Annotated in this window: 18 protein-coding genes; 9 read left to right on the plus strand and 9 right to left on the minus strand. The window is 62.9% G+C overall.

Features of this window, described 5'->3' with window-relative positions; all coding sequences use genetic code 11:
• The first annotated feature begins 202 nt into the window (after positions 1–202).
• The 3 genes from ACI5KX_RS13810 (at position 203) to ACI5KX_RS13820 (ending at position 4788) form a co-directional block, all read left to right on the plus strand.
• Positions 203–1801 carry a lipopolysaccharide biosynthesis protein gene (locus ACI5KX_RS13810; protein WP_406811233.1) on the plus strand — a complete coding sequence of 533 codons (1599 nt, stop codon included), beginning with the start codon at positions 203–205 and terminating at the stop codon, positions 1799–1801.
• Between the two features lie 84 nt (positions 1802–1885).
• Positions 1886–2893, plus strand: coding sequence for a retroviral-like aspartic protease family protein (locus ACI5KX_RS13815; protein WP_406811234.1), 1008 nt, complete (start codon positions 1886–1888; stop codon positions 2891–2893).
• Between the two features lie 59 nt (positions 2894–2952).
• Complete coding sequence (locus ACI5KX_RS13820) at positions 2953–4788, plus strand: ABCB family ABC transporter ATP-binding protein/permease (RefSeq protein WP_406811235.1); 1836 nt, start codon at positions 2953–2955, stop codon at positions 4786–4788.
• Between the two features lie 3 nt (positions 4789–4791).
• On the opposite strand, the gene ACI5KX_RS13825 is transcribed toward ACI5KX_RS13820, so the two are convergent.
• The 5 genes from ACI5KX_RS13825 to ACI5KX_RS13845 form a co-directional block, all read right to left on the minus strand.
• Positions 4792–7662: a M16 family metallopeptidase gene (locus tag ACI5KX_RS13825; protein ID WP_406811236.1), complete on the minus strand. Its 2871-nt coding sequence runs from the start codon at positions 7660–7662 to the stop codon at positions 4792–4794.
• A 100-nt stretch (positions 7663–7762) separates the two neighbouring features.
• Positions 7763–8167, minus strand: a complete 405-nt coding sequence (locus tag ACI5KX_RS13830; protein ID WP_406811237.1) for an ACT domain-containing protein — start codon at positions 8165–8167, stop codon at positions 7763–7765.
• Complete coding sequence (hslU, locus tag ACI5KX_RS13835) at positions 8164–9462, minus strand: ATP-dependent protease ATPase subunit HslU (protein ID WP_406811238.1); 1299 nt, start codon at positions 9460–9462, stop codon at positions 8164–8166. Before hslU ends, ACI5KX_RS13830 begins: the two co-directional genes overlap by 4 nt.
• 15 nt (positions 9463–9477) lie before the next feature.
• Positions 9478–10038 carry an ATP-dependent protease subunit HslV gene (hslV, locus tag ACI5KX_RS13840; RefSeq protein ID WP_406811239.1) on the minus strand — a complete coding sequence of 187 codons (561 nt, stop codon included), beginning with the start codon at positions 10036–10038 and terminating at the stop codon, positions 9478–9480.
• Between the two features lie 51 nt (positions 10039–10089).
• On the minus strand, positions 10090–10575 hold the full coding sequence (locus ACI5KX_RS13845; protein WP_406811240.1) for an outer membrane protein assembly factor BamE: 486 nt from the start codon (positions 10573–10575) through the stop codon (positions 10090–10092).
• Between the two features lie 230 nt (positions 10576–10805).
• Here ACI5KX_RS13845 and ACI5KX_RS13850 point away from each other — a divergent pair, with 230 nt between their 5' ends.
• Together ACI5KX_RS13850 and ACI5KX_RS13855 are read left to right on the plus strand one after the other, a co-directional pair.
• On the plus strand, positions 10806–11333 hold the full coding sequence (locus tag ACI5KX_RS13850) for a ubiquinol-cytochrome C chaperone family protein (protein ID WP_406811241.1): 528 nt from the start codon (positions 10806–10808) through the stop codon (positions 11331–11333).
• Positions 11330–11857 carry a YceD family protein gene (locus tag ACI5KX_RS13855; protein WP_406811242.1) on the plus strand — a complete coding sequence of 176 codons (528 nt, stop codon included), beginning with the start codon at positions 11330–11332 and terminating at the stop codon, positions 11855–11857. The genes ACI5KX_RS13850 and ACI5KX_RS13855 overlap by 4 nt, the downstream gene beginning before the upstream one ends.
• Here ACI5KX_RS13855 and ACI5KX_RS13860 read toward each other — a convergent pair whose 3' ends face one another.
• Positions 11858–12790, minus strand: coding sequence for a DMT family transporter (locus ACI5KX_RS13860; protein ID WP_406811243.1), 933 nt, complete (start codon positions 12788–12790; stop codon positions 11858–11860).
• 159 nt (positions 12791–12949) lie between these two features.
• On the opposite strand from ACI5KX_RS13860, the gene ACI5KX_RS13865 reads away from it, so the two are divergent.
• A complete protein-coding gene (locus tag ACI5KX_RS13865) occupies positions 12950–13657 on the plus strand; it encodes a hypothetical protein (RefSeq protein WP_406811244.1) in 708 nt (235 codons plus the stop codon).
• Positions 13658–13677: 20 nt separating this feature from the next.
• On the opposite strand, the gene ssb is transcribed toward ACI5KX_RS13865, so the two are convergent.
• From ssb to ACI5KX_RS13880, 3 genes are all read right to left on the minus strand, one after another.
• Positions 13678–14193 (minus strand): single-stranded DNA-binding protein, encoded by a 516-nt coding sequence (ssb, locus tag ACI5KX_RS13870; protein ID WP_406811245.1) that lies wholly within the window; start codon positions 14191–14193, stop codon positions 13678–13680.
• A 139-nt stretch (positions 14194–14332) separates the two neighbouring features.
• A complete protein-coding gene (locus ACI5KX_RS13875; protein WP_406811246.1) occupies positions 14333–15001 on the minus strand; it encodes a COQ9 family protein in 669 nt (222 codons plus the stop codon).
• A gap of 1 nt (position 15002) precedes the next feature.
• Positions 15003–15683, minus strand: coding sequence for an ankyrin repeat domain-containing protein (locus tag ACI5KX_RS13880; protein ID WP_406811247.1), 681 nt, complete (start codon positions 15681–15683; stop codon positions 15003–15005).
• 164 nt (positions 15684–15847) lie between these two features.
• On the opposite strand from ACI5KX_RS13880, the gene ACI5KX_RS13885 reads away from it, so the two are divergent.
• From ACI5KX_RS13885 to ACI5KX_RS13895, 3 genes are read left to right on the plus strand one after another with little or no spacing between them, the layout of a single operon-like run.
• On the plus strand, positions 15848–16378 hold the full coding sequence (locus tag ACI5KX_RS13885) for an SCO family protein (protein ID WP_406811248.1): 531 nt from the start codon (positions 15848–15850) through the stop codon (positions 16376–16378).
• On the plus strand, positions 16366–16842 hold the full coding sequence (locus tag ACI5KX_RS13890) for a YcgN family cysteine cluster protein (protein WP_406811249.1): 477 nt from the start codon (positions 16366–16368) through the stop codon (positions 16840–16842). The genes ACI5KX_RS13885 and ACI5KX_RS13890 overlap by 13 nt, the downstream gene beginning before the upstream one ends.
• Entirely contained in the window at positions 16839–17561 is a 723-nt protein-coding gene (locus tag ACI5KX_RS13895; protein WP_406811250.1) for a M48 family metallopeptidase, read from the plus strand. The genes ACI5KX_RS13890 and ACI5KX_RS13895 overlap by 4 nt, the downstream gene beginning before the upstream one ends.
• Positions 17562–17576: the final 15 nt, after the last annotated feature.

The raw sequence follows: 17576 nt of genomic DNA on the forward strand, positions 1-17576 counted from the left end.
TTTTTGCAATTTTATTTCGCGTCGGCGCATTTTTCTCGGAAATCCGCCGCTTTGCGCCCTCAAGCACCATTCCAAGGTGGGGAGTTGGCGCCGCAATTCAAGCTCGCGTTAACGATTGAGACGCGCCGACGGTTGGCTTTCGGCCACGAATCCGCGGGTCACACCGACCAAATCTTCACCTTTTGGGCCTATCGCGCCCGCAATGGATACTCGCCCTCCCGTCTCTGATGCCCTTCACGGCGATTCGGGCTCGCTCCCTGATTCGGGAGCGCCCGCCCGCGAGCGCGTCCAGGGGACCGACGGCGACGGGAGCTTCGCATTGCGCGTACGCAGCGCTGTCATGTGGCGCTGGGGAGCGCAGGTGGCGGCGCAGATCATCACCTGGACTTCCACCATCTTGGTGGTCCGTCTGCTCGATCCTTCGGATTACGGCCTGTTCGCGATGACGCAGGTTGTGCTCACCGCACTCGCTTTCCTCAACGGGCAAAGCTTTGCCACCTCGCTGGTCCAGACAGAGCGGATCGACGAACGGCGGATCGGACAGGTGTTCGGCCTGCTGCTGATGGCTAACGGCACGCTTGCCGCAGTGCAATTTCTGTTCGCGCCCTACGCCGCGGCCTATTTCGGCGAACCGATGGTAGCGACCCTGCTCAGGGTGCAGGCGATCATATTCCTCACCATCCCGTTCATCGCCCTGCCGTCCGAATGGCTCGCGCGGCGGCTCGAGTTCCGCAAGCAGGGTCAGGTCAACATGGCGACGGCCGTCGTCGGGGCTGTTCTCGCGCTTACACTGGCGTGGCTCGGATACGGGGTCTGGGCACTGGTCTATGCCCCAATCGCGATGTTCGTCACCCGCGCGATCGGTCTGACGATCGCCTCGGGGCTGCGCATCCGTCCGATCTTCGATCCGCGCGGCGCATGGGACCTCGTGACATTCGGCGGCACGCTGACCCTGTGCCAGCTGTTCTGGATCATCCAGAGCCAGAGCGACATCGTGATTGCCGGTCGCCTGCTGCCGACTCACGACCTCGGCCTCTATTCGGAGGCCCTGTTTCTCACTCTTGTCGTGACCGGCCGTTTTATCCCGCCGATCAACGAGGTCGCGCTCGCCGCCTATTCGGAGCTCCATCGCGCAAGGAAGCCGCTGGGCCCCTACTTCCTGAAGACCGCGCGCATGGTGATGATGGTAACCGCACCGATTTATATCGGGCTATCGCTCACCAGCGACGCGGCGATCCGCACCCTGTTCGGAGAAAAGTGGGTGGAGATGATTCCGGTCGTTCATGGCCTGGCGCTGGTGATGCCGGCCTTTGCCTTGCAGCTGATCTGCTCCCCCGTCACCAATGCCATGGGCCGGCCCCGCATCTATCTCACCACGTCTATCTGCGGTGCGATCATCATGCCGACCGCATTTCTGCTCGCTGTGAACGGCGGCCTGTTCGAAGGCGAAGCCGCGGCAATGCGTCTCGTCCACGCGTGGTGGGTCGCCGCGCCGATGCTCCTGGCCTTTACGCTGGCAATGACCCTGCCGCGCATCATGGTCTCTCCGCTCGCGCTCGCCCGCGAGCTTTTCCCGACCGCGCTGGCCTGCGGCCTGATGGCTTTGGCGGTGCTTACTGTCCAGCGGATCGCCCCGATGGGGGCTGTGTGGCTCGACCTGATCTGGAATGCCGCTGTTGGCGCGATCGTATACGCCGCCACTTTCTGGTTCGGTTTTCGCGCGCTGGTCGAAGAGACATGGGCCATGCTCCGACAGCGCGAGGCCGGCACGCCCGGAATCGCCGTCCACAGCGGCGGGTAAGGCGCCTGCAGAATTTTCGGCGCTCCCGATTTGGGGGTGAGACACGCTTCTGGTATCCTCCACGCCCCAGAGAGAGGAACACATATGTCGCGTACCCTTGCGCTCGCAGCCCTGCCCATGGCCATGATGGCTGCGCCATTGGCCGCAAACACGACAGCAGCCGTAGAACCACCCGCGCCGATTCAGAGCCTGAGCCAGGAATCGATTGCCCCCGACCTATCGAGTCCGGAAACCGAAATTCTTGCGCTGGAGGAAGAGCGCCATCGCCGTATGACCATCCCGGTGACGATCGGCGGATCGGGCCCGTTCAATTTCATGATCGACACGGGCAGCCAGGCGACCGCCGTGACCCATCAGATCAATCAGGGGCTGAGCCTCCCTCGACTCGGGACTGCCACCGTTGTCGGCATGGCCAGTTCGAGGATTGTCGATCTCGTCGAAGTGAACGACCTGATGGTGGGCACCCACACCATTCACAACATCAGCGCGCCGGTGCTCAATCGCGCGCACCTCGGGGCCGACGGCATTATCGGCCTGGACAGCCTGCAGGATTTCCGCGTGCTGATCGATTTCCGCAAGGACACAATCGCTCTTGAAGATGTCACCACGAAATTTTCGAGCCGTGGTTTCGAGATCATCGTCAATGCCCGGCAGAGGCTCGGGCAGCTGCTGATTACCGATGCTGTCGTCGAAGGAGTGCGTGCGACGGTCATCATCGATACCGGCGCACAGGCGAGCCTCGGCAACCTCGCCTTGCAGGAACGCATCAAGGCGCGTCGACGTGAGGAGGTGCTCACGATGGACGTCAACGGTGTGACGATGATGGGCGATCTTGCCTATGTGCGCTCGCTCGAAATCGAGGGCTTGCAGATGAGGAACGTGCCACTGACCTTTGCCGATGCGCCGGCGTTCGAGGCACTGGGGCTGAAAGACCAGCCGGTCCTGTCGCTCGGCATGCAGCATCTCAAGATCTTCGACCGGATCGCAATCGACTTTTCGAACCAGCGCATCCTGTTCGATCTACCTCGGGACGTCGCCCGCGCCCTTCGCCGTGCACGGTCCAGCAATTACTACACACCGATGAGTCGCTGAGGGAAAGCAACCGCGCGACCTTGCCTTAGTCTGGGGCCGCGCCCACATGCACGGGCGCAATGCCGCCCGACACAGCCTCTTCCGACCGGCCCACAAGCCCGCCCGACGCCGAAGGCTGGGCAACGCTCCGGCGGTTTCTTCCCTATCTCTGGCCCGCCGGAAACTGGCCGCTGCGGCGGCGCATCATTTTAGCGCTGATTTTCGTGCTCGGTGCGAAGGCCACGATTCTCGCCCTGCCTTTCGCATACAAAGGAGCCGCCGATGCGATGGCGGGTCCGGTGGCCGACGGGGCAAGCGTGGCGCTCGCACTGGTAGCAGCGTACGGCCTCGGGCGTTTCACCTCGGTGCTGTTCGACAACCTGCGAAACATCGCCTTCGAACGGGTCGGGCAGGCTGCCACGCTCAACCTAGCCGAGGACGTGTTCGGACGTCTCCACCGGCTGAGCCTGCGTTTCCATCTCACGCGTCGGACGGGCGAAGTCACAAAGATCATCGAGCGCGGCACCAAAAGTATCGACTCGATGCTGTATTTCCTGCTGTTCAACATCGCGCCCACTGCGATCGAACTGATCGCGGTCGGGGTTATCTTCTATCTCAATTTCGGATGGGAATTGGTCGCGGCGACCGCCTTTACCGTAGTCACCTATATTCTGGTGACGCGCTGGATCACAGAATGGCGCACCAAGCTTCGGCGCGAGATGAACGATCTCGACGGGCAGGCGCTCCACCGTGCGGTGGATTCGCTCCTCAACTTCGAGACGGTCAAATACTTTAACGCGGAAACGCGCGAGGAAGCGCGGTATGCCGGCGCAGCGCGCGCCTATGCCGAGGCCGCGATAAAGTCGGAGAATTCGCTCGGCCTGCTCAACATTACCCAGTCGCTCATCACCAACCTGCTGATGGCCGGCGCTATGGCCTACACCGTGTGTGGATGGAGCAAGGGCGAATTGACGGTGGGCGACCTCGTTTTCGTCAACACCTACCTGATGCAGCTCTTCCGCCCTCTAGACCTGCTCGGCTGGGTCTATCGTACGATCCGGCAGGGGCTGGTCGATATGGCCGCGATGTTCAAGCTGATGGACACCGATGTCGAGGTGAAGGACGCGCCGGGCGCTCGCCCGCTTGTGGTGAAGCAACCGCATGTCACCTTCGAAAACGTTACCTTCCAGTATGAGGACGGTCGAACGATCCTCGACAATCTCAGCTTCGAAGTCCCCGCAGGATCATCGCTCGCAATCGTCGGACCTTCGGGCGCGGGCAAGAGCACCATCGGGCGGCTGCTGTTCCGCTTCTATGATCCGCAAGGCGGGCGCATCCTGATCGACGGGCAGGATATCCGCGAAGTCACGCAAGACAGCGTCCGGGCCGCAATCGGGATCGTCCCGCAGGATAGCGTGCTGTTCAACGATACGCTGGCCTACAACATCGCCTATGGAGCCGAAGGCGCGAGCGACGAGCAGGTGGAACAGGCAGCAGCGGATGCCGCGCTGATGCCCTTGATCGAGCGTCTGCCCGACCGGTTCCAGACCACGGTCGGAGAGCGCGGCCTCAAGCTTTCCGGTGGCGAGAAGCAGCGTGTGGCAATCGCCCGCACGCTGGTGAAGAACCCCCCGATCCTGCTGCTGGACGAGGCCACCAGCGCGCTCGACACGCGCACCGAGCAGGAAATTCTCGGTACGCTCAAACGCCTCGAACAGGGACGCACGACGATCGCCATCGCGCACCGGCTTTCGACCATCGCCGATGCAGATCGCATTCTCGTGCTCGATCACGGTAGCCTCGCCGAAAGCGGGACCCATGCCGAACTGCTAGCGAAAGGCGGACTCTACACCGAGATGTGGGCGCAGCAAGCAGCCGAACGCCGCGAGGATAGCGAGACCGAGGCGGCGGAGTAGGCGCTACTCGCCGCCTGCGGCATCGACGCTCTCGAGCGACTTGAACAGCCGCGCGGTCGCAAGATCGAGCTTGCTCGCCGGTACGACTTCGACATTGTCGCGAATCCGCTTGAGGCCATCGAGGAACTGGTCGGCATCGCCGACGATAACGATGGTCGCCTTTGCCGGGTCGACATAGGTCTGCGCCGCCAGACTCGCTGATTCGGCATCGACCGCGCCAAGCCGTTCGGCGAAGCGCACCGCTTCTCCCGGCTCGAGCCCCTGCTGGAGCAGGGTCGCGACGATCCTGTTGAATCCGCCGCTCGTCTCGAGCGCGCGGGCATAGCTGCCGGTCATATACAAACGCCGTTTGGCGAGGAGGTCCTCCGAAAGCGGCTCCGCGCCGAGGCGCTCGAATTCGTTGAGGAAGATCTGCGCGACCTCGTCTGCGGTTTCGTTCTTGGTTTGCGCGCTCGCCTGCAGGATCGATTCGTCCTGGCGGTCGGCAAAGCCCGAATAGGCTCCGTAGCTGAGCGAACGCTTGGTCCGCACTTCCTCGAACAGCCGCGCGCTCGATCCGCCACCGAGGACACTGTTGGCGAGCTCGAGCGAATAGAAATCCGCATCGGTGCGTGCCGGGGCGCGAACCGCCGCGATGACGGATGCCTGTCCGGCGTCGGGCATGTCGACGACGATGGTGCGAACCGGTTGCGATTCGCCCGCAGCTTTCTCGGGCACGGCACCGGGAGTAGCCTGCACTTCCCAGCTTCCGAACATACCTTCGGCGAGCGCGATTGCGTCTTCGGAATCGATCCCGCCGCTCACGACGATCTGCATCCGCTCGGGATGGAAATAGGCCGCCCGGTGCTCCATCAGATTCTCGCGGGTGATCGCCGCAAGCGTCTCGGGCGTACCGTCGGGCTGGGTGCCATAGGGAGCATCGCCGTACATCGCCACGCGGGCGACATAGCGCGACAGACTGCCCGGCTCCTTCATGCCGACCTGCAAGCCGTTGATCGCGCGATCGCGCTCGCGAATGAATTCCTCGTGAGGGTAGGTGGCATAGCGCACGATCCGCGCGGCCATCTCGCCCGCTTCATCGAGATTTGCGACCGGTGCGGTGAGGCTGAAACTCGTGCCATCGCTGCCCGCACCGCCGCCGAATGAAGCACCGAGGCTTTCGAAGGTTGCAGCGATCGATTGCGCGTCGATACCGAGCACGCCTTTGTCGGCGAGTGAAGCGGCGAGTTGTGCTATCCCCGCCTTGGCGCGCGGATCGGTCTTGCTCCCACCGGGGAACAGCATCGAGATGGTTGCGATCGGCACTTCGCCGGTCTGCACCGCCACGACGCGAATGCCGTTCGAAAGGGTGCCCTCCACAATCTCCGGAGTCGCAACCTCTGGAGCTGCGCCCGGCCCCGGAGGCGCCATGCGCTCGGCTTCGGGCTTTACCTGCCTGATCGTGCCCTGCGCAGGCGGCAGGGTCCGGAATTCGGGCATGGGAACCGGATTGGCGTATTTCGACGCATCGTCCGGACCGGCGGTGTAGGTGATCGAAACCCGGCGCTGGGGATCGAGATATTTCGAGGCGACACGCCGGACGTCTTCCGCCGTCACCTGCGTGATTTGCTCCAACCGCTTGTCGGCGAACTCGGGATCGCCCGAGGACACAAGCGCCTCGCCAAGCTCGAACGCGCGACCACGCGCCGTTTCGCGGCGGCGCAGCGTGCTGGCGACGATCTCGCTCTTGGCTTCGACCAGTTCTGCTGGCGTGACCGGCTCGTTACGAAGTCGTTCGATTTCCGCCGCGAGCGTTGCTTCGGCTTCGGCCATCTTGTCCTCGCCCGAGACCACCGCATAGGCGGCGATCTGGCCGGCCTCGCGGAACATCAGGACGCTTGCGGCGGTCTGGACCGCCTGCCCGCTGCGCACCAGCGCATTGTTGAACCGGCTGTTGTCGCCGCGATCCATGATCGCTTCGAGCACCTCGAGAGCGGGGGCATCGGGATCGGTCGTCGGAGGAGCCTTCCACACCGCGCCGACCACCGGGAGCGGAACGTTCGGCGCCGTTGCGTTGACCACTCTGGGCGACGAGATTTCAGGCTCGCGCGTCTCGATCGCGAGTTCCACCGGGTTGGCGCGCGGCGGGATGTCACCGAAGTATTCGTCGACCAGCGTACGCAGGCTAGCCATCTCGAAATTGCCCGCGACGATCAGCGTCGCAGTGTCGGGGCCGTAATAGGCTTCGTAGAACGCCCGCGCGTCGTCGAGCGTGGCGCTGTCGAGATCCTCGATGCTGCCGATCCCGGGGCGGCGATGCGGCATGACGTCGTAGGCATTTTCGGGGATCACGAAGCGCTGCAAGCGGCCATAGGGCGGCGCGAGTACGCGCTGGCGCAGTTCTTCCTTCACCACCCCGCGTTCGGTTTCGAACACTTCTTCGTCGACAACGACCTTGGCCATGCGTTCACGGTGGGTCCACAGCATGGTCTCAAGATAGGCTGCAGGAACCTGCTCATAGTAATTCGTACGGTCGACCCAGTTGGACGCATTACGCGTGCCGCCGATATCCGCCGTCAGGCCGTAGATCATGTTGTAGGGCATGTTCTCGGTCTTGCGGCTGAGGATATGCTCGAACAGGTGTGCGAAGCCGCTGCGGCCCTCGGGATCGAGTTTGGAACCAATGTCGTACCACAAGGACGTGGTGACGGTGCTGGTCGTGTCGTCGGGGATGGCGATGACGCGGAGGCCGTTATCGAGCGTCCACATCGTGTATTCGATCTTGGGTGCGCTCAGAGTGGTCGCGCTCGCTTCTGCGTGATCGTCGGCCATAAGCGGCGCGCTCGCAAGAATGGCGGCAGCGGAAGCACCCGCCAGCATCATCTTCCTGATCATGTTCTTCAATCCCCGTTTGAATTCATGCACGCGGGTTAAAGCGTGCCCGTTTTCGATGCTCAAGAGGGGGAACGAGAAAGGCGCTATGAAGTGCCGAAAATTATCGACGCGCGTCTTTGGACAGTTGCCTCAGGATCGAAAGCGCCTCTAAACGGCGGTCCCAGGGCACGAACAGGTGATCGTGATAGAAGCCGGCGATAATGTTGCAGGCGACCCCGGCATCGGCGAGCGCGGAGGATACGGTAGCGGTCAGCCCCACCCCTTCCAACGCAGAATGCACCATCAGCGTGATCCGCGCGAACAACGGCGCATCCTCGACAGGATCGTGCACTGCGGCAACGATTGTAGCGCCTTCGCTCTCGCGGATCAGAGCGAAAGGTTCGCCGATCCAGTCGGCTTTCGCATCCTCCAACGGGACCGAAAGAAACCGGTAGGCTTCGCTGTGGAGCTCGGGCTGCATACCCGCCAGCATGCCTTGAAGGTCGCTGACGGGCTTTTCGCTCACAGGATGTATTTCGAGAGATCGGTGTTGCCGGCCAGTTCGTCGAGCCGTTCGCGGACATAGGCCGCGTCGACCTTCACGGTCTCGCCGGCATGGTCCTCGGCCTCGAAACTGATTTCCTCGAGCAGTTTCTCCATCACGGTCTGCAAGCGCCGTGCGCCGATGTTCTCGACGCTTTCGTTGACCTGCGCGGCGATCTTGGCGACTTCGCGAACGGCTTCTTCGGCGAAATCGAGTTCGACCTTCTCGGTACCGATCAGTGCCTTGTACTGCTGAACGAGGTTGGCTCGGGTCTCCGACAAGATCCGCACGAAGTCCTCTTCGGTCAGAGCGCGCAGATTGACCCGGATCGGCAGGCGACCCTGAAGCTCTGGCAGCATGTCGGAAGGCTTGGCGACATGGAACGCGCCGGACGCGATGAACAGAACGTGGTCGGTCTTCATCGGCCCGTATTTGGTTGCCACGGTCGTGCCTTCGATCAGCGGCAGCAGGTCACGCTGCACGCCCTCGCGGCTCACCGAGCCGCCCCGCACGTCGGAGACCGCGATCTTGTCGATCTCGTCGAGAAAGACGATCCCGTTGGTCTCGGCATTCTGGAGCGCGACGCGGGCAACGTCGTCCTGGTCCATGCGCTTTTCGGCCTCTTCGTCGACCAGCTTGTCCCATGCTTCGGGAACGCGCAGCTTGCGACGCTTGCTCGGAGCCTTGCCCATCGCCTTGCCGAGCATGTCCGATAGATCGATCATGCCGATATTGCCGCCCGCACCGCCCATGTCGAAGGGCATGTTGGGAGCTTCCTGCACTTCGATCTCGACTTCGGTCTCGTTCATCGAATTGTCGACGATTCGCTGGCGGAAACTCTCGCGGGTCGCCTCGGACGCGTTCTGTCCGACAAGCGCGTCGAGCAGGCGCTGCATGGCGGCTTCGCTGGCTGCCTCGCGCACAGCTTCGCGGCGGCGGTCCTTTTCGAGCCGGATCGCTTCCTCGACGAGGTCGCGCGCGATCTGTTCGACATCGCGGCCGACATAGCCGACCTCGGTGAACTTGGTCGCCTCGACCTTGACGAAGGGGGCCTCGGCAAGCTTGGCAAGGCGGCGGCTGATCTCGGTCTTGCCGCAGCCGGTCGGGCCGATCATCAGGATGTTCTTGGGCGTGACTTCGTCGCGCAGTTCCGGGCCGAGCCTCTGGCGGCGCCAACGATTGCGCAGCGCAACGGCCACCGCGCGTTTGGCCTCCTTCTGGCCGATGATGTGTTCGTCCAGCGCAGCGACGATCGCCTTGGGGGTGAGATTTTCCATATCGATCTATTCTCGTCAGACGGTTTCGAGCGTGACGTTGCCGTTGGTGAAAACGCAGATGTCGGCAGCCACGGCCATCGCCTTGCGCGCGATCTGTTCGGCATCGTCCTCGTATTCGGCAAGAGCGCGCGCCGCGGCCAGCGCGTAATTGCCGCCCGAACCGATCGCCGCGATCCCGCCTTCTGGTTCGAGCACATCGCCATTTCCGGTCAGGACCAGAAGGACTTCGCTATCGGCGACGATCATGAGCGCTTCGAGGTTGCGGAGATATTTGTCGGTGCGCCAGTCCTTGGCAAGTTCCACTGCGGCGCGCATCAGTTGGCCGGAATATTGTTCGAGCTTCTTTTCGAGCCGTTCGAAGAGGGTGAAGGCATCGGCAGTCGCGCCCGCGAACCCGGCGATCACCTTCTCGCCATCGCCGATCCTGCGAACCTTGCGCGCGTTGGGCTTCATCACCGTGTTGCCCATCGAGACCTGGCCATCACCCGCGATGACCGTCTTGTCGCCGCGCTTTATGCCGACAATGGTGGTGCCGTGCCACTGGGTCAGGCCGTGGCTCGCCGTATCGTTGCTCATGCGCCGGGATATGGGCGCTGAATGGTGCGGGTCAAGCGCGACCCGGCAGGCTCACTGCCCGCCAGCCGGTCCCGCGCCGCCGACCTGGCCGATATTCCCGAACAGATCTTCGAGGAAACCGCGTTCGCGGCCCAGCGTCGGGGTCTTGTCGCCATCGGGCTGGAGATAGACCACCTGGTCGATCCCTCTGCGATCGACCGCAGCGACATTGCCCGCGTCGTCAAACTTGATCGCCAGCACGTTGTGAGTGCGAATGCGCGGCCGCACGAACGGGCGTCGCCCGGTTACGCTCGAGACGTAATACCAGGTCGGCTCGCCATACTGGCTGGTGAAGGTCGGACGACCGAGCGTGCCTTCGACAGAACGCTGGTTGTCGATGCCCGGCTGGATCGATTGCAGCAGCACCTGATCGACCACATAGCCGCGCGATTCGCGAATCGAGGAGCAGGCTCCAAGCGCCAGTACGGCCCCCGCCAGCAGCGCCGCCTTGGCCGTCTGCTTGCCGACCAGACCCCGAAGAAGTTTCGATTGACCCATGGTACCCGTCAATTCCCGTATTTGCTTATTCGTTGCCGCAGCGGCGCGACATCCTATATCTGTCGCGCACGGCCTTAAGGCGAAGCTTGCAGCCTTGCAACGTCACTCGGGCACCCAGCTGGGGTGAACCGCTTTAATTGCGGCTGAATGACCCCTGCATCAAACCGGAACGCTCGTCCCGATCAAGGGTTGGCTGCACTAGAGACCAAACCGAAAGAACCAGAATCCCGATGTCCTTCCTTTCAAAGCTCCTTGGTACCGCGCCCGATCCGCGCGAAGGCGTAAGGCCGCTATGGCACCGCGTGATCGAACTCGCGCGGGAACCGAGCTTCTACACCGACTGCAAGGTTGCGGATACGGTAGGCGGGCGGTTCGACCTGATCACCGCCGTGCTGTGCACCGTGATCGTGCGCATCGAAGCGAGCGACATGCGGTCCGAAAGTGCCCTCCTGGCCGAGCTCTTCGTCGAGGACATGGACGGGCAGCTGCGCGAATTCGGCGTGAACGATGTGGTGGTCGGCAAGCATGTCGGTCGTCTGATGAGTGTTCTCGGTGGCAGGCTCGGGGCGTATCGCAGCGCTCTTCTCGATAGCGATCGCGAGAAGCTGGTCGCGGCGGTCACCCGCAACGTCAATTTTGCCGAGGACGCCGATGAAGATGCCGGAGCGCAATGCGTTGCCGACAAACTGCTCGCGCTGTCCGACCGGCTTACGGGCTTCAGCGACGAGGAGATGCTGAAAGCGAGCGGGATCTGGTGAGCGCGCCGGAACTCTCTCGCCTCATCAAGCTCCGGCCGCTGCCGGGCGATGCGGTTATCGTCGAGGCCGACGAGGCCGAACGTGCTGCGCTTGCCGGACGCTTCGACATCCCGGCGGTGAACAGCCTCCGCGCCGAGATCGAACTCGATGATGCGGGCAAGGCGATCCGCGCCAGCGGTCATCTCGACGCCGAGATCGTCCAGGCATGCGCAATTTGCGCCGAAGATTTCCCGGTGACGATTTCGGAGCCGATCGACCTGCGCTTCGTGCCCGAAGGCTCGCTTAGCGCAGCCGTGTCCGAAGACGAGGAAATCGAGCTCGAAGCCGACGATTGTGACGAGATCGAATATTCGGGCGACAGCTTCGACCTTGGCGAGGCGGTTGCGCAGACACTGGGTCTCGCGATCGATCCCTACGCCGAAGGGCCGAATGCCGATGCAGCGCGCAAGGCCGCCGGGATTGTCGAGGAAGGCCAGCAGGACGGCCCGCTCGCTGCAGCGCTTTCGGCGCTCAAGAAGGACTGATCACCCTGCCTCGTCGTCCTTGGACGATTTGGCATGCTCGACGATCATCAAGACCAGGCCAAGGAAAACCAGACCGAACCCTGCAAGGTGGACCCACCGGAATTCCTCTCCAAGCAGGATATAGGACAAGGCCAGCGCGGTGAGCGGCATGATCGCCATCGCGCCTGCAGTCAGCGCTCCGGGAGCCTTGCGGACACCATTGTACCACAGCACGGGCGCGAGACCGCCGGTCGCTGCGCCCCAGAACGCCAAGGCAGCGAGCGAAGACACGCTGGCATCGGCCACGTCGAACGGCCGATTGTCGAACATGAGGGCCAGCACGACGAACAGCGGTATCGCCATGAGCGAGGCTGCAAGCGTGGCTTCGAGCGATGTAATCCCGTCGGAAAGCTTGCGCGATAGCAGAGTGTAGGCCGCTTCGAGACACACCGCACCGCTCACCAGTGCCGCTCCGAGAATCACCGCATCGCCTCCGCCGCTGCCACCGCCGCGAAAGAGGTTGATCACTGCGATCCCGAAGACCGCGAGCGCCAAGGCCCCCGCCTTGCGCCAGTTCATCGCCGCGCCGAAAAAGATGACCGCGGCCGTGGCGGTAACGGCCGGCGACGCGCTCATGATCGTCGATCCGATCACGCCGGTGGTAAGGCGCATTCCGAACAACATCGTCGCGGTGAAGCCGACCATCCCGAACGCCGAAATGGCCGCAATTACCTTGAGATCGGACCGCTTGGCATCGGCATAGCGATCGGTCAGCAACCAGACGAACGGGGCCAGCACCACGCTCGCGATCACCATCCGCAAGCACGACGCGGTGAAAATGGAAAAATTCTCGCCGATGATCTTGCTGAGCGGCGTAGCCGTGCCGAAGAGCGCCATCCCCGCCAAGAGCTGGCCTACGGTGCGCGGAGAGGCAGACTGATTGCCGGATGCCATGATACTTCATTCAACGAGACAGACTAAGCGTCGTTCCTGCCGATTACCGCCTTGGTGACCGAAGGACCGACCAGCCGCGACAGCTTGCCGCCACGGCATTGTGCTGCCATGAATCGATGGGGGCAAGCGCAGCGGGATGCGCACAAGGGGGTACATTCGATGACAGGCACGATCCGCTCGGGCGGCTTCTTTCACGTCATGGCCTGGATACTTGCGCTGATGGTTCTGGCCGGCTTCGCGCTGTTCAATCTTCTGATGCCCGAACAGGCAAGCCCGCTGCGTCCCGCGCTGATCGTGCATGCGCTGGTCTTTTTCGGGTGGTATGTCGTGCTTATCATCCAGACCCGGCTGATCGCGCAGAGGAACTATTCGCGGCACAAACAGCTTGGCACCGCCAGCATTGCACTTGCCACCGCGCTCGTGGTGATGGGGACCATCATAACCCGCGAAGCCTATCTTCGAGCCGGATGGTCGATTGCCGGGATGAGCCCGCAAAGCTCAGTCATGTTTCCGTTCACGGATATCCTCTTCTTTTCCGCCGCGTACGGACTGGCGATCGCCAATCGTGGAAACGCACATGCGCACAAGCGGCTGATGCTGGCAGCCGGCCTGGTGATGCTCGATCCCGCTCTGGCGAGGTTCTTCGGTGCCTTGGCCCTTCCGCCACCACTGATCTCGGCGGTCGAATTGGCACTGGTGATCGCGATCATGGTCTACGACCGCAAGACTCTGGGGCGGATACATTGGTCGACGTGGTTCGGAGCCGCCTTGCTCGTTGCGGTGTATCCGGCTGTGTTTATCGTCGCACAGACAGATGCGTGGACCGGAATGGTAACATCGGTGTGGGGTAGCCCGCCAGCGATCTGACGCTGGGCACGCGACGACGCTCAGAACGGAATATCGTCGTCGAGGTCGTCGTAGCCGCCGCCCTGCGATCCGCCACCCGAGCCGCCGCTTCCGCCGCCGCCCTGGTTCCAGCCGCCACCACCGCCGGAGCCACCGCCCTGGCCGCCTCCGCCGTAGTTTCCGCCTCCCCCGCCAGATCCACCACCGGCGCCATCGAGCATGGTCAACGTGCCGTTGAATCCGCGCAGCACGACTTCGGTCGAGTAGCGATCCTGGCCGTTCTGGTCCTGCCACTTGCGGGTCTGGAGCTGGCCTTCGACGAACACTTTCGATCCTTTCTTAAGGTAGCGCTCGACAACGTTGATCAACCCTTCGGAAAAGATCGCGACGGTGTGCCACTCGGTGCGTTCCTGACGTTCGCCGGTGTTGCGATCCTTCCACGTCTCGCTGGTCGCAATCCGCAAATTCGCGACCTTGCCGCCATTCTGGAAGCTGCGGATTTCCGGGTCTGCCCCGAGATTGCCGATCAGCATGACCTTGTTGAGCGAACCCGCCATCGAAACACCTCTCTCGCTTTCATCCGTTCCGGAGCGACTCCGGGGAGCCGCGATTCCCTGATGTCATAGGCAAGCAGGCGCGCAGGTGTAAGCCCGTCCGGGCGTTATCCCCGCCAGTTCGGTGGTATCTTTTTCGAACCTAGCGGCTCGGGTAGCGCAACCGCCCGAGGAACCGGGTGAGGCTTGGCAGTTCTCGGTCCTTGTTCAGGAATTGCGCCTTTACCTTCTCGAATTTCATCACGCCTTCGATCCGGCGGTCGAGGAATTCGTAGGTCTTGGCCTTGCCTTCGCTATCGTCGTTGACGAACACGGCAAGCGTCGCGCTGTAGATCCCGGCGAGGATCGCGCGCTTGGTATAGTGGTTGTAATCGGTCGCAGTGTCGCCGGAGAGCCGCCACATGATATCGGCGGAACGCCAGCCGAGCCGAAATGCCTTCGCCGCGTTCTGCGGCATCGCCATGATCGTCATCGCGCGGCGCACCGCTTCGTCGACATCGGCTACCGCTTCTAGCCGGAACGCGACCAGCGTGCGGATACGCTCGCGGATCTTGAGTTCGGCGAGCCGTTCGGCCGGCCACTCTTTCTCCATCGCCTGGTCGACCGAGGTGATCCAGGCTTCGATCATCTCCATCGCCCCGCCCTTGAAAGCGAGCTTGGCGACATCCGGATCGGCGCCGGCCATTTCCGCGGCGTTCATAAGCGCGGTCTCGTTCCAGCCATCGAAAATGGCCGAAGCGGCAATATCGGGAGCGAGCGCGATGCGCAGCTCGTCCAGCGTCATGTCGGAGAAATCGGGGGTGTCGGTCATATCAGAAAGAAGGCCCGTACTGCTTCTCGGTTCCCTTGCCTTCGCGTTCCTCGTCGGCTTTTTCGAATTCGATGCGAAGCAGCGTGTTGTCGCGCATCAGTTCCATGTAGTCGCGCGCGGATCGTCCGGAGTTGTCGTTTCGGTCCGGATTGGCACCCTGCGCAAGCAGCCGAGCCACCAACTGGTGGTTGCGTTGGTGGACGGCGGAAATCAGCGGCGTTTCGCCCTGACTGTCGGCAACGCCGATGTCCGCGCCCTTCTTGATCAGTTCCTCGACGCCTTCGATAAATCCCAATCGCGTGGCGATCTGGAGCGGGGTGACGCCTTCCTTGTTGCGGATGTTGGGATCGGCGCCGCGCTGAAGCAGGAAACGCACCCACAGCTGATCACGCCGCCGGGTGACAATGTGCAATCCGGTATCGCCGGTCGTGATGTCACGCGCGTTGACCAGCGTCTTGCCCGCGCCGGGATCGTTGAGCATCTCGGTCGCGGTGTCGCCGTCACGATCGTCGACCGCCTTCAGGAACAGGTAGCCTTTCGAATAAAGCTGCGCTGCAGCGGGTGTGACAGCGGCAGGTGCAATCAAGCTTGCCAGAACGGCAAGCCCGACCACGCTGGCAATCGCCCGAACGCGGCCTATCTTGCGCAAAACATAAGCGAGCACGCTTTGATCCTTAGTCATTACCTGTCACACATCGTGTTGTGAGAGCCCCGTTTCAACAGCCCTCTTGGGTGAGCGCCAGTTAGCAGAGCATGAACCACCACGCCAAGCCTTCTCGCCTCCGTTCATTTTCAGCGTTCGTTATCGGCGCGAGCCTGGCCCTTTCCGCTTGCGGTGGCCCGGCGGTGGAAGCTCCACCTGAAGAGCCGCCATTGGCCGGAGCCGACATCGGTGGCGATTTCGAACTGGTGAACAGCGCTGGCGAAACCGTGCGGTGGAGCGATTTTCAGGGTCGGTATCGCACGGTCTATTTCGGCTATACATTCTGCCCCGATTTCTGCCCCAACGACATGAGCCAGCTTGCCCGGGGTTTGAAGAAACTCGCCGAGACCGAGCCGGACAAGGCCGCCAAGATCCAGCCGATCTTCATAACGATCGACCCCGAACGGGATACGCCCGACGTCGTGGGTCAATTCGCCTCGGCCTTTTCCGACGATCTCGTCGGTCTTACGGGAACTCCGGAGCAGGTGAAGGCTGCTGCGGACGCGTTCCGGATCCCCTATTCGCGCGGGCAGGAACTCGACAATGGCCAGTACCTGATGGATCATCCGGTCTACACGATGCTGTTCGGGCCCGCCGGCGAGCCGCTGGCGCTGATCCCCACCGACGAAGGCCCTGACGCTGTGGCGGCGGAACTCGAAAAATGGGTGAATTGAGAGACACCTTCTGGGAGCTCCCGCTGGAGGAGCTCAACCGGGCCGAATGGGAGGCGCTGTGCGATGGCTGCGGGCGCTGCTGCCTGCACAAGATCGAGGACGCGGATACCGGCGAAATCGAAGACACCAACGTCGCTTGCAAACTGCTCGACTGCGAGACCGCGCAGTGCAGCGACTATCGCAACCGCAAGGCCTTTGTGCCCGATTGCCTGCGGCTGACGCTTTCGATTGTCGAAGACGTTCCATGGCTGCCCGAGACCTGCGCCTACCGCGTGCGCGCAGCGGGGCGTTCCCTGCCGAGCTGGCATTATCTCATCGGCGGCGACCGCGAGGCGGTCAAACGGGTCGGTGTGTCGGTCGCCGGTCGGGTGGTGAGCGAGACCAGGGCCGGACCGCTCGAGCATCACGTCGTCGAATGGGGGCCGCCGCAGCCGGACCCGCTGTCCGAAGAGGAAGCGGCGTGATCGACTGGCTCAAGCGCGTGCCCATCGAGCCCGAGATCGAACTCGGCGACACGATCGTCCCGATCGTTCTGCGCCGTCACCGCACTGCGAAGCGCCTGACACTGCGGCTCGCGCCCGACGGCAGCGAAGTACGCATTACGCTTCCCAGGTGGGCCAACGCCAACGAGGCAATCGCCTTCGCCCATGCCCGCTCCGATTGGCTTGCGAGGCAGCATTCGAAAATCCCCGAACGAAAGAGCCTGTATCCGGGCGGAGACCTGACGATCAGGGGCCGCCCAGTCGTGCTCGCATGGGAAGAGAGCGCGCCGCGCCGACCGGTTCTTGAAGATAGCCAACTGAGGGTCGGCGGCCCGGCACACAGTATCGAGGGGCGCATCCGTCGCTGGCTCGAGCGCGAAGCGCTGGCGCTGTTCGAACGGGATACCGAGCATTACTGCCGCACCGCACAGCTCGATCCCGTGCCCGTGGCTCTGTCACGCGCCCAGCGCCGCTGGGGCAGCTGCTCGGACCAACGCCGGATCCGGATCAACTGGCGACTGGTGCAGGCGCCCGATTTCGTCCGCCGCTCGGTGGTTGCCCACGAAGTCACGCATCTCGTGCATTTCGATCACAGCCCGGCGTTCCACGCCTTGCTCGGCAAAATCTACGAAGGCGACATCGCCAAAGCGGACCAATGGCTCAAGCAGAACGGACGGACACTCTACGCCAGCTTCGGTTGATCGACAGCGAAACAC

The organism is Erythrobacter sp. GH1-10, assembly GCF_045363165.1.
Lineage (GTDB): Bacteria > Pseudomonadota > Alphaproteobacteria > Sphingomonadales > Sphingomonadaceae > Erythrobacter.

Bases quoted from the DNA above. Each gene is read 5' to 3' on its own strand.
- ACI5KX_RS13810 (WP_406811233.1), top strand. From the start codon at position 203: ATGGATACTCGCCCTCCCGTCTCTGATGCCCTTCACGGCGATTCGGGC.
- ACI5KX_RS13815 (WP_406811234.1), top strand. From the start codon at position 1,886: ATGTCGCGTACCCTTGCGCTCGCAGCCCTGCCCATGGCCATGATGGCT.
- ACI5KX_RS13820 (WP_406811235.1), top strand. From the start codon at position 2,953: ATGCCGCCCGACACAGCCTCTTCCGACCGGCCCACAAGCCCGCCCGAC.
- ACI5KX_RS13825 (WP_406811236.1), bottom strand. From the start codon at position 7,662: ATGATCAGGAAGATGATGCTGGCGGGTGCTTCCGCTGCCGCCATTCTT.
- hslU (WP_406811238.1), bottom strand. From the start codon at position 9,462: ATGGAAAATCTCACCCCCAAGGCGATCGTCGCTGCGCTGGACGAACAC.
- hslV (WP_406811239.1), bottom strand. From the start codon at position 10,038: ATGAGCAACGATACGGCGAGCCACGGCCTGACCCAGTGGCACGGCACC.
- ACI5KX_RS13845 (WP_406811240.1), bottom strand. From the start codon at position 10,575: ATGGGTCAATCGAAACTTCTTCGGGGTCTGGTCGGCAAGCAGACGGCC.
- ACI5KX_RS13850 (WP_406811241.1), top strand. From the start codon at position 10,806: ATGTCCTTCCTTTCAAAGCTCCTTGGTACCGCGCCCGATCCGCGCGAA.
- ACI5KX_RS13860 (WP_406811243.1), bottom strand. From the start codon at position 12,790: ATGGCATCCGGCAATCAGTCTGCCTCTCCGCGCACCGTAGGCCAGCTC.
- ACI5KX_RS13865 (WP_406811244.1), top strand. From the start codon at position 12,950: ATGACAGGCACGATCCGCTCGGGCGGCTTCTTTCACGTCATGGCCTGG.
- ssb (WP_406811245.1), bottom strand. From the start codon at position 14,193: ATGGCGGGTTCGCTCAACAAGGTCATGCTGATCGGCAATCTCGGGGCA.
- ACI5KX_RS13875 (WP_406811246.1), bottom strand. From the start codon at position 15,001: ATGACCGACACCCCCGATTTCTCCGACATGACGCTGGACGAGCTGCGC.
- ACI5KX_RS13880 (WP_406811247.1), bottom strand. From the start codon at position 15,683: ATGACTAAGGATCAAAGCGTGCTCGCTTATGTTTTGCGCAAGATAGGC.
- ACI5KX_RS13890 (WP_406811249.1), top strand. From the start codon at position 16,366: ATGGGTGAATTGAGAGACACCTTCTGGGAGCTCCCGCTGGAGGAGCTC.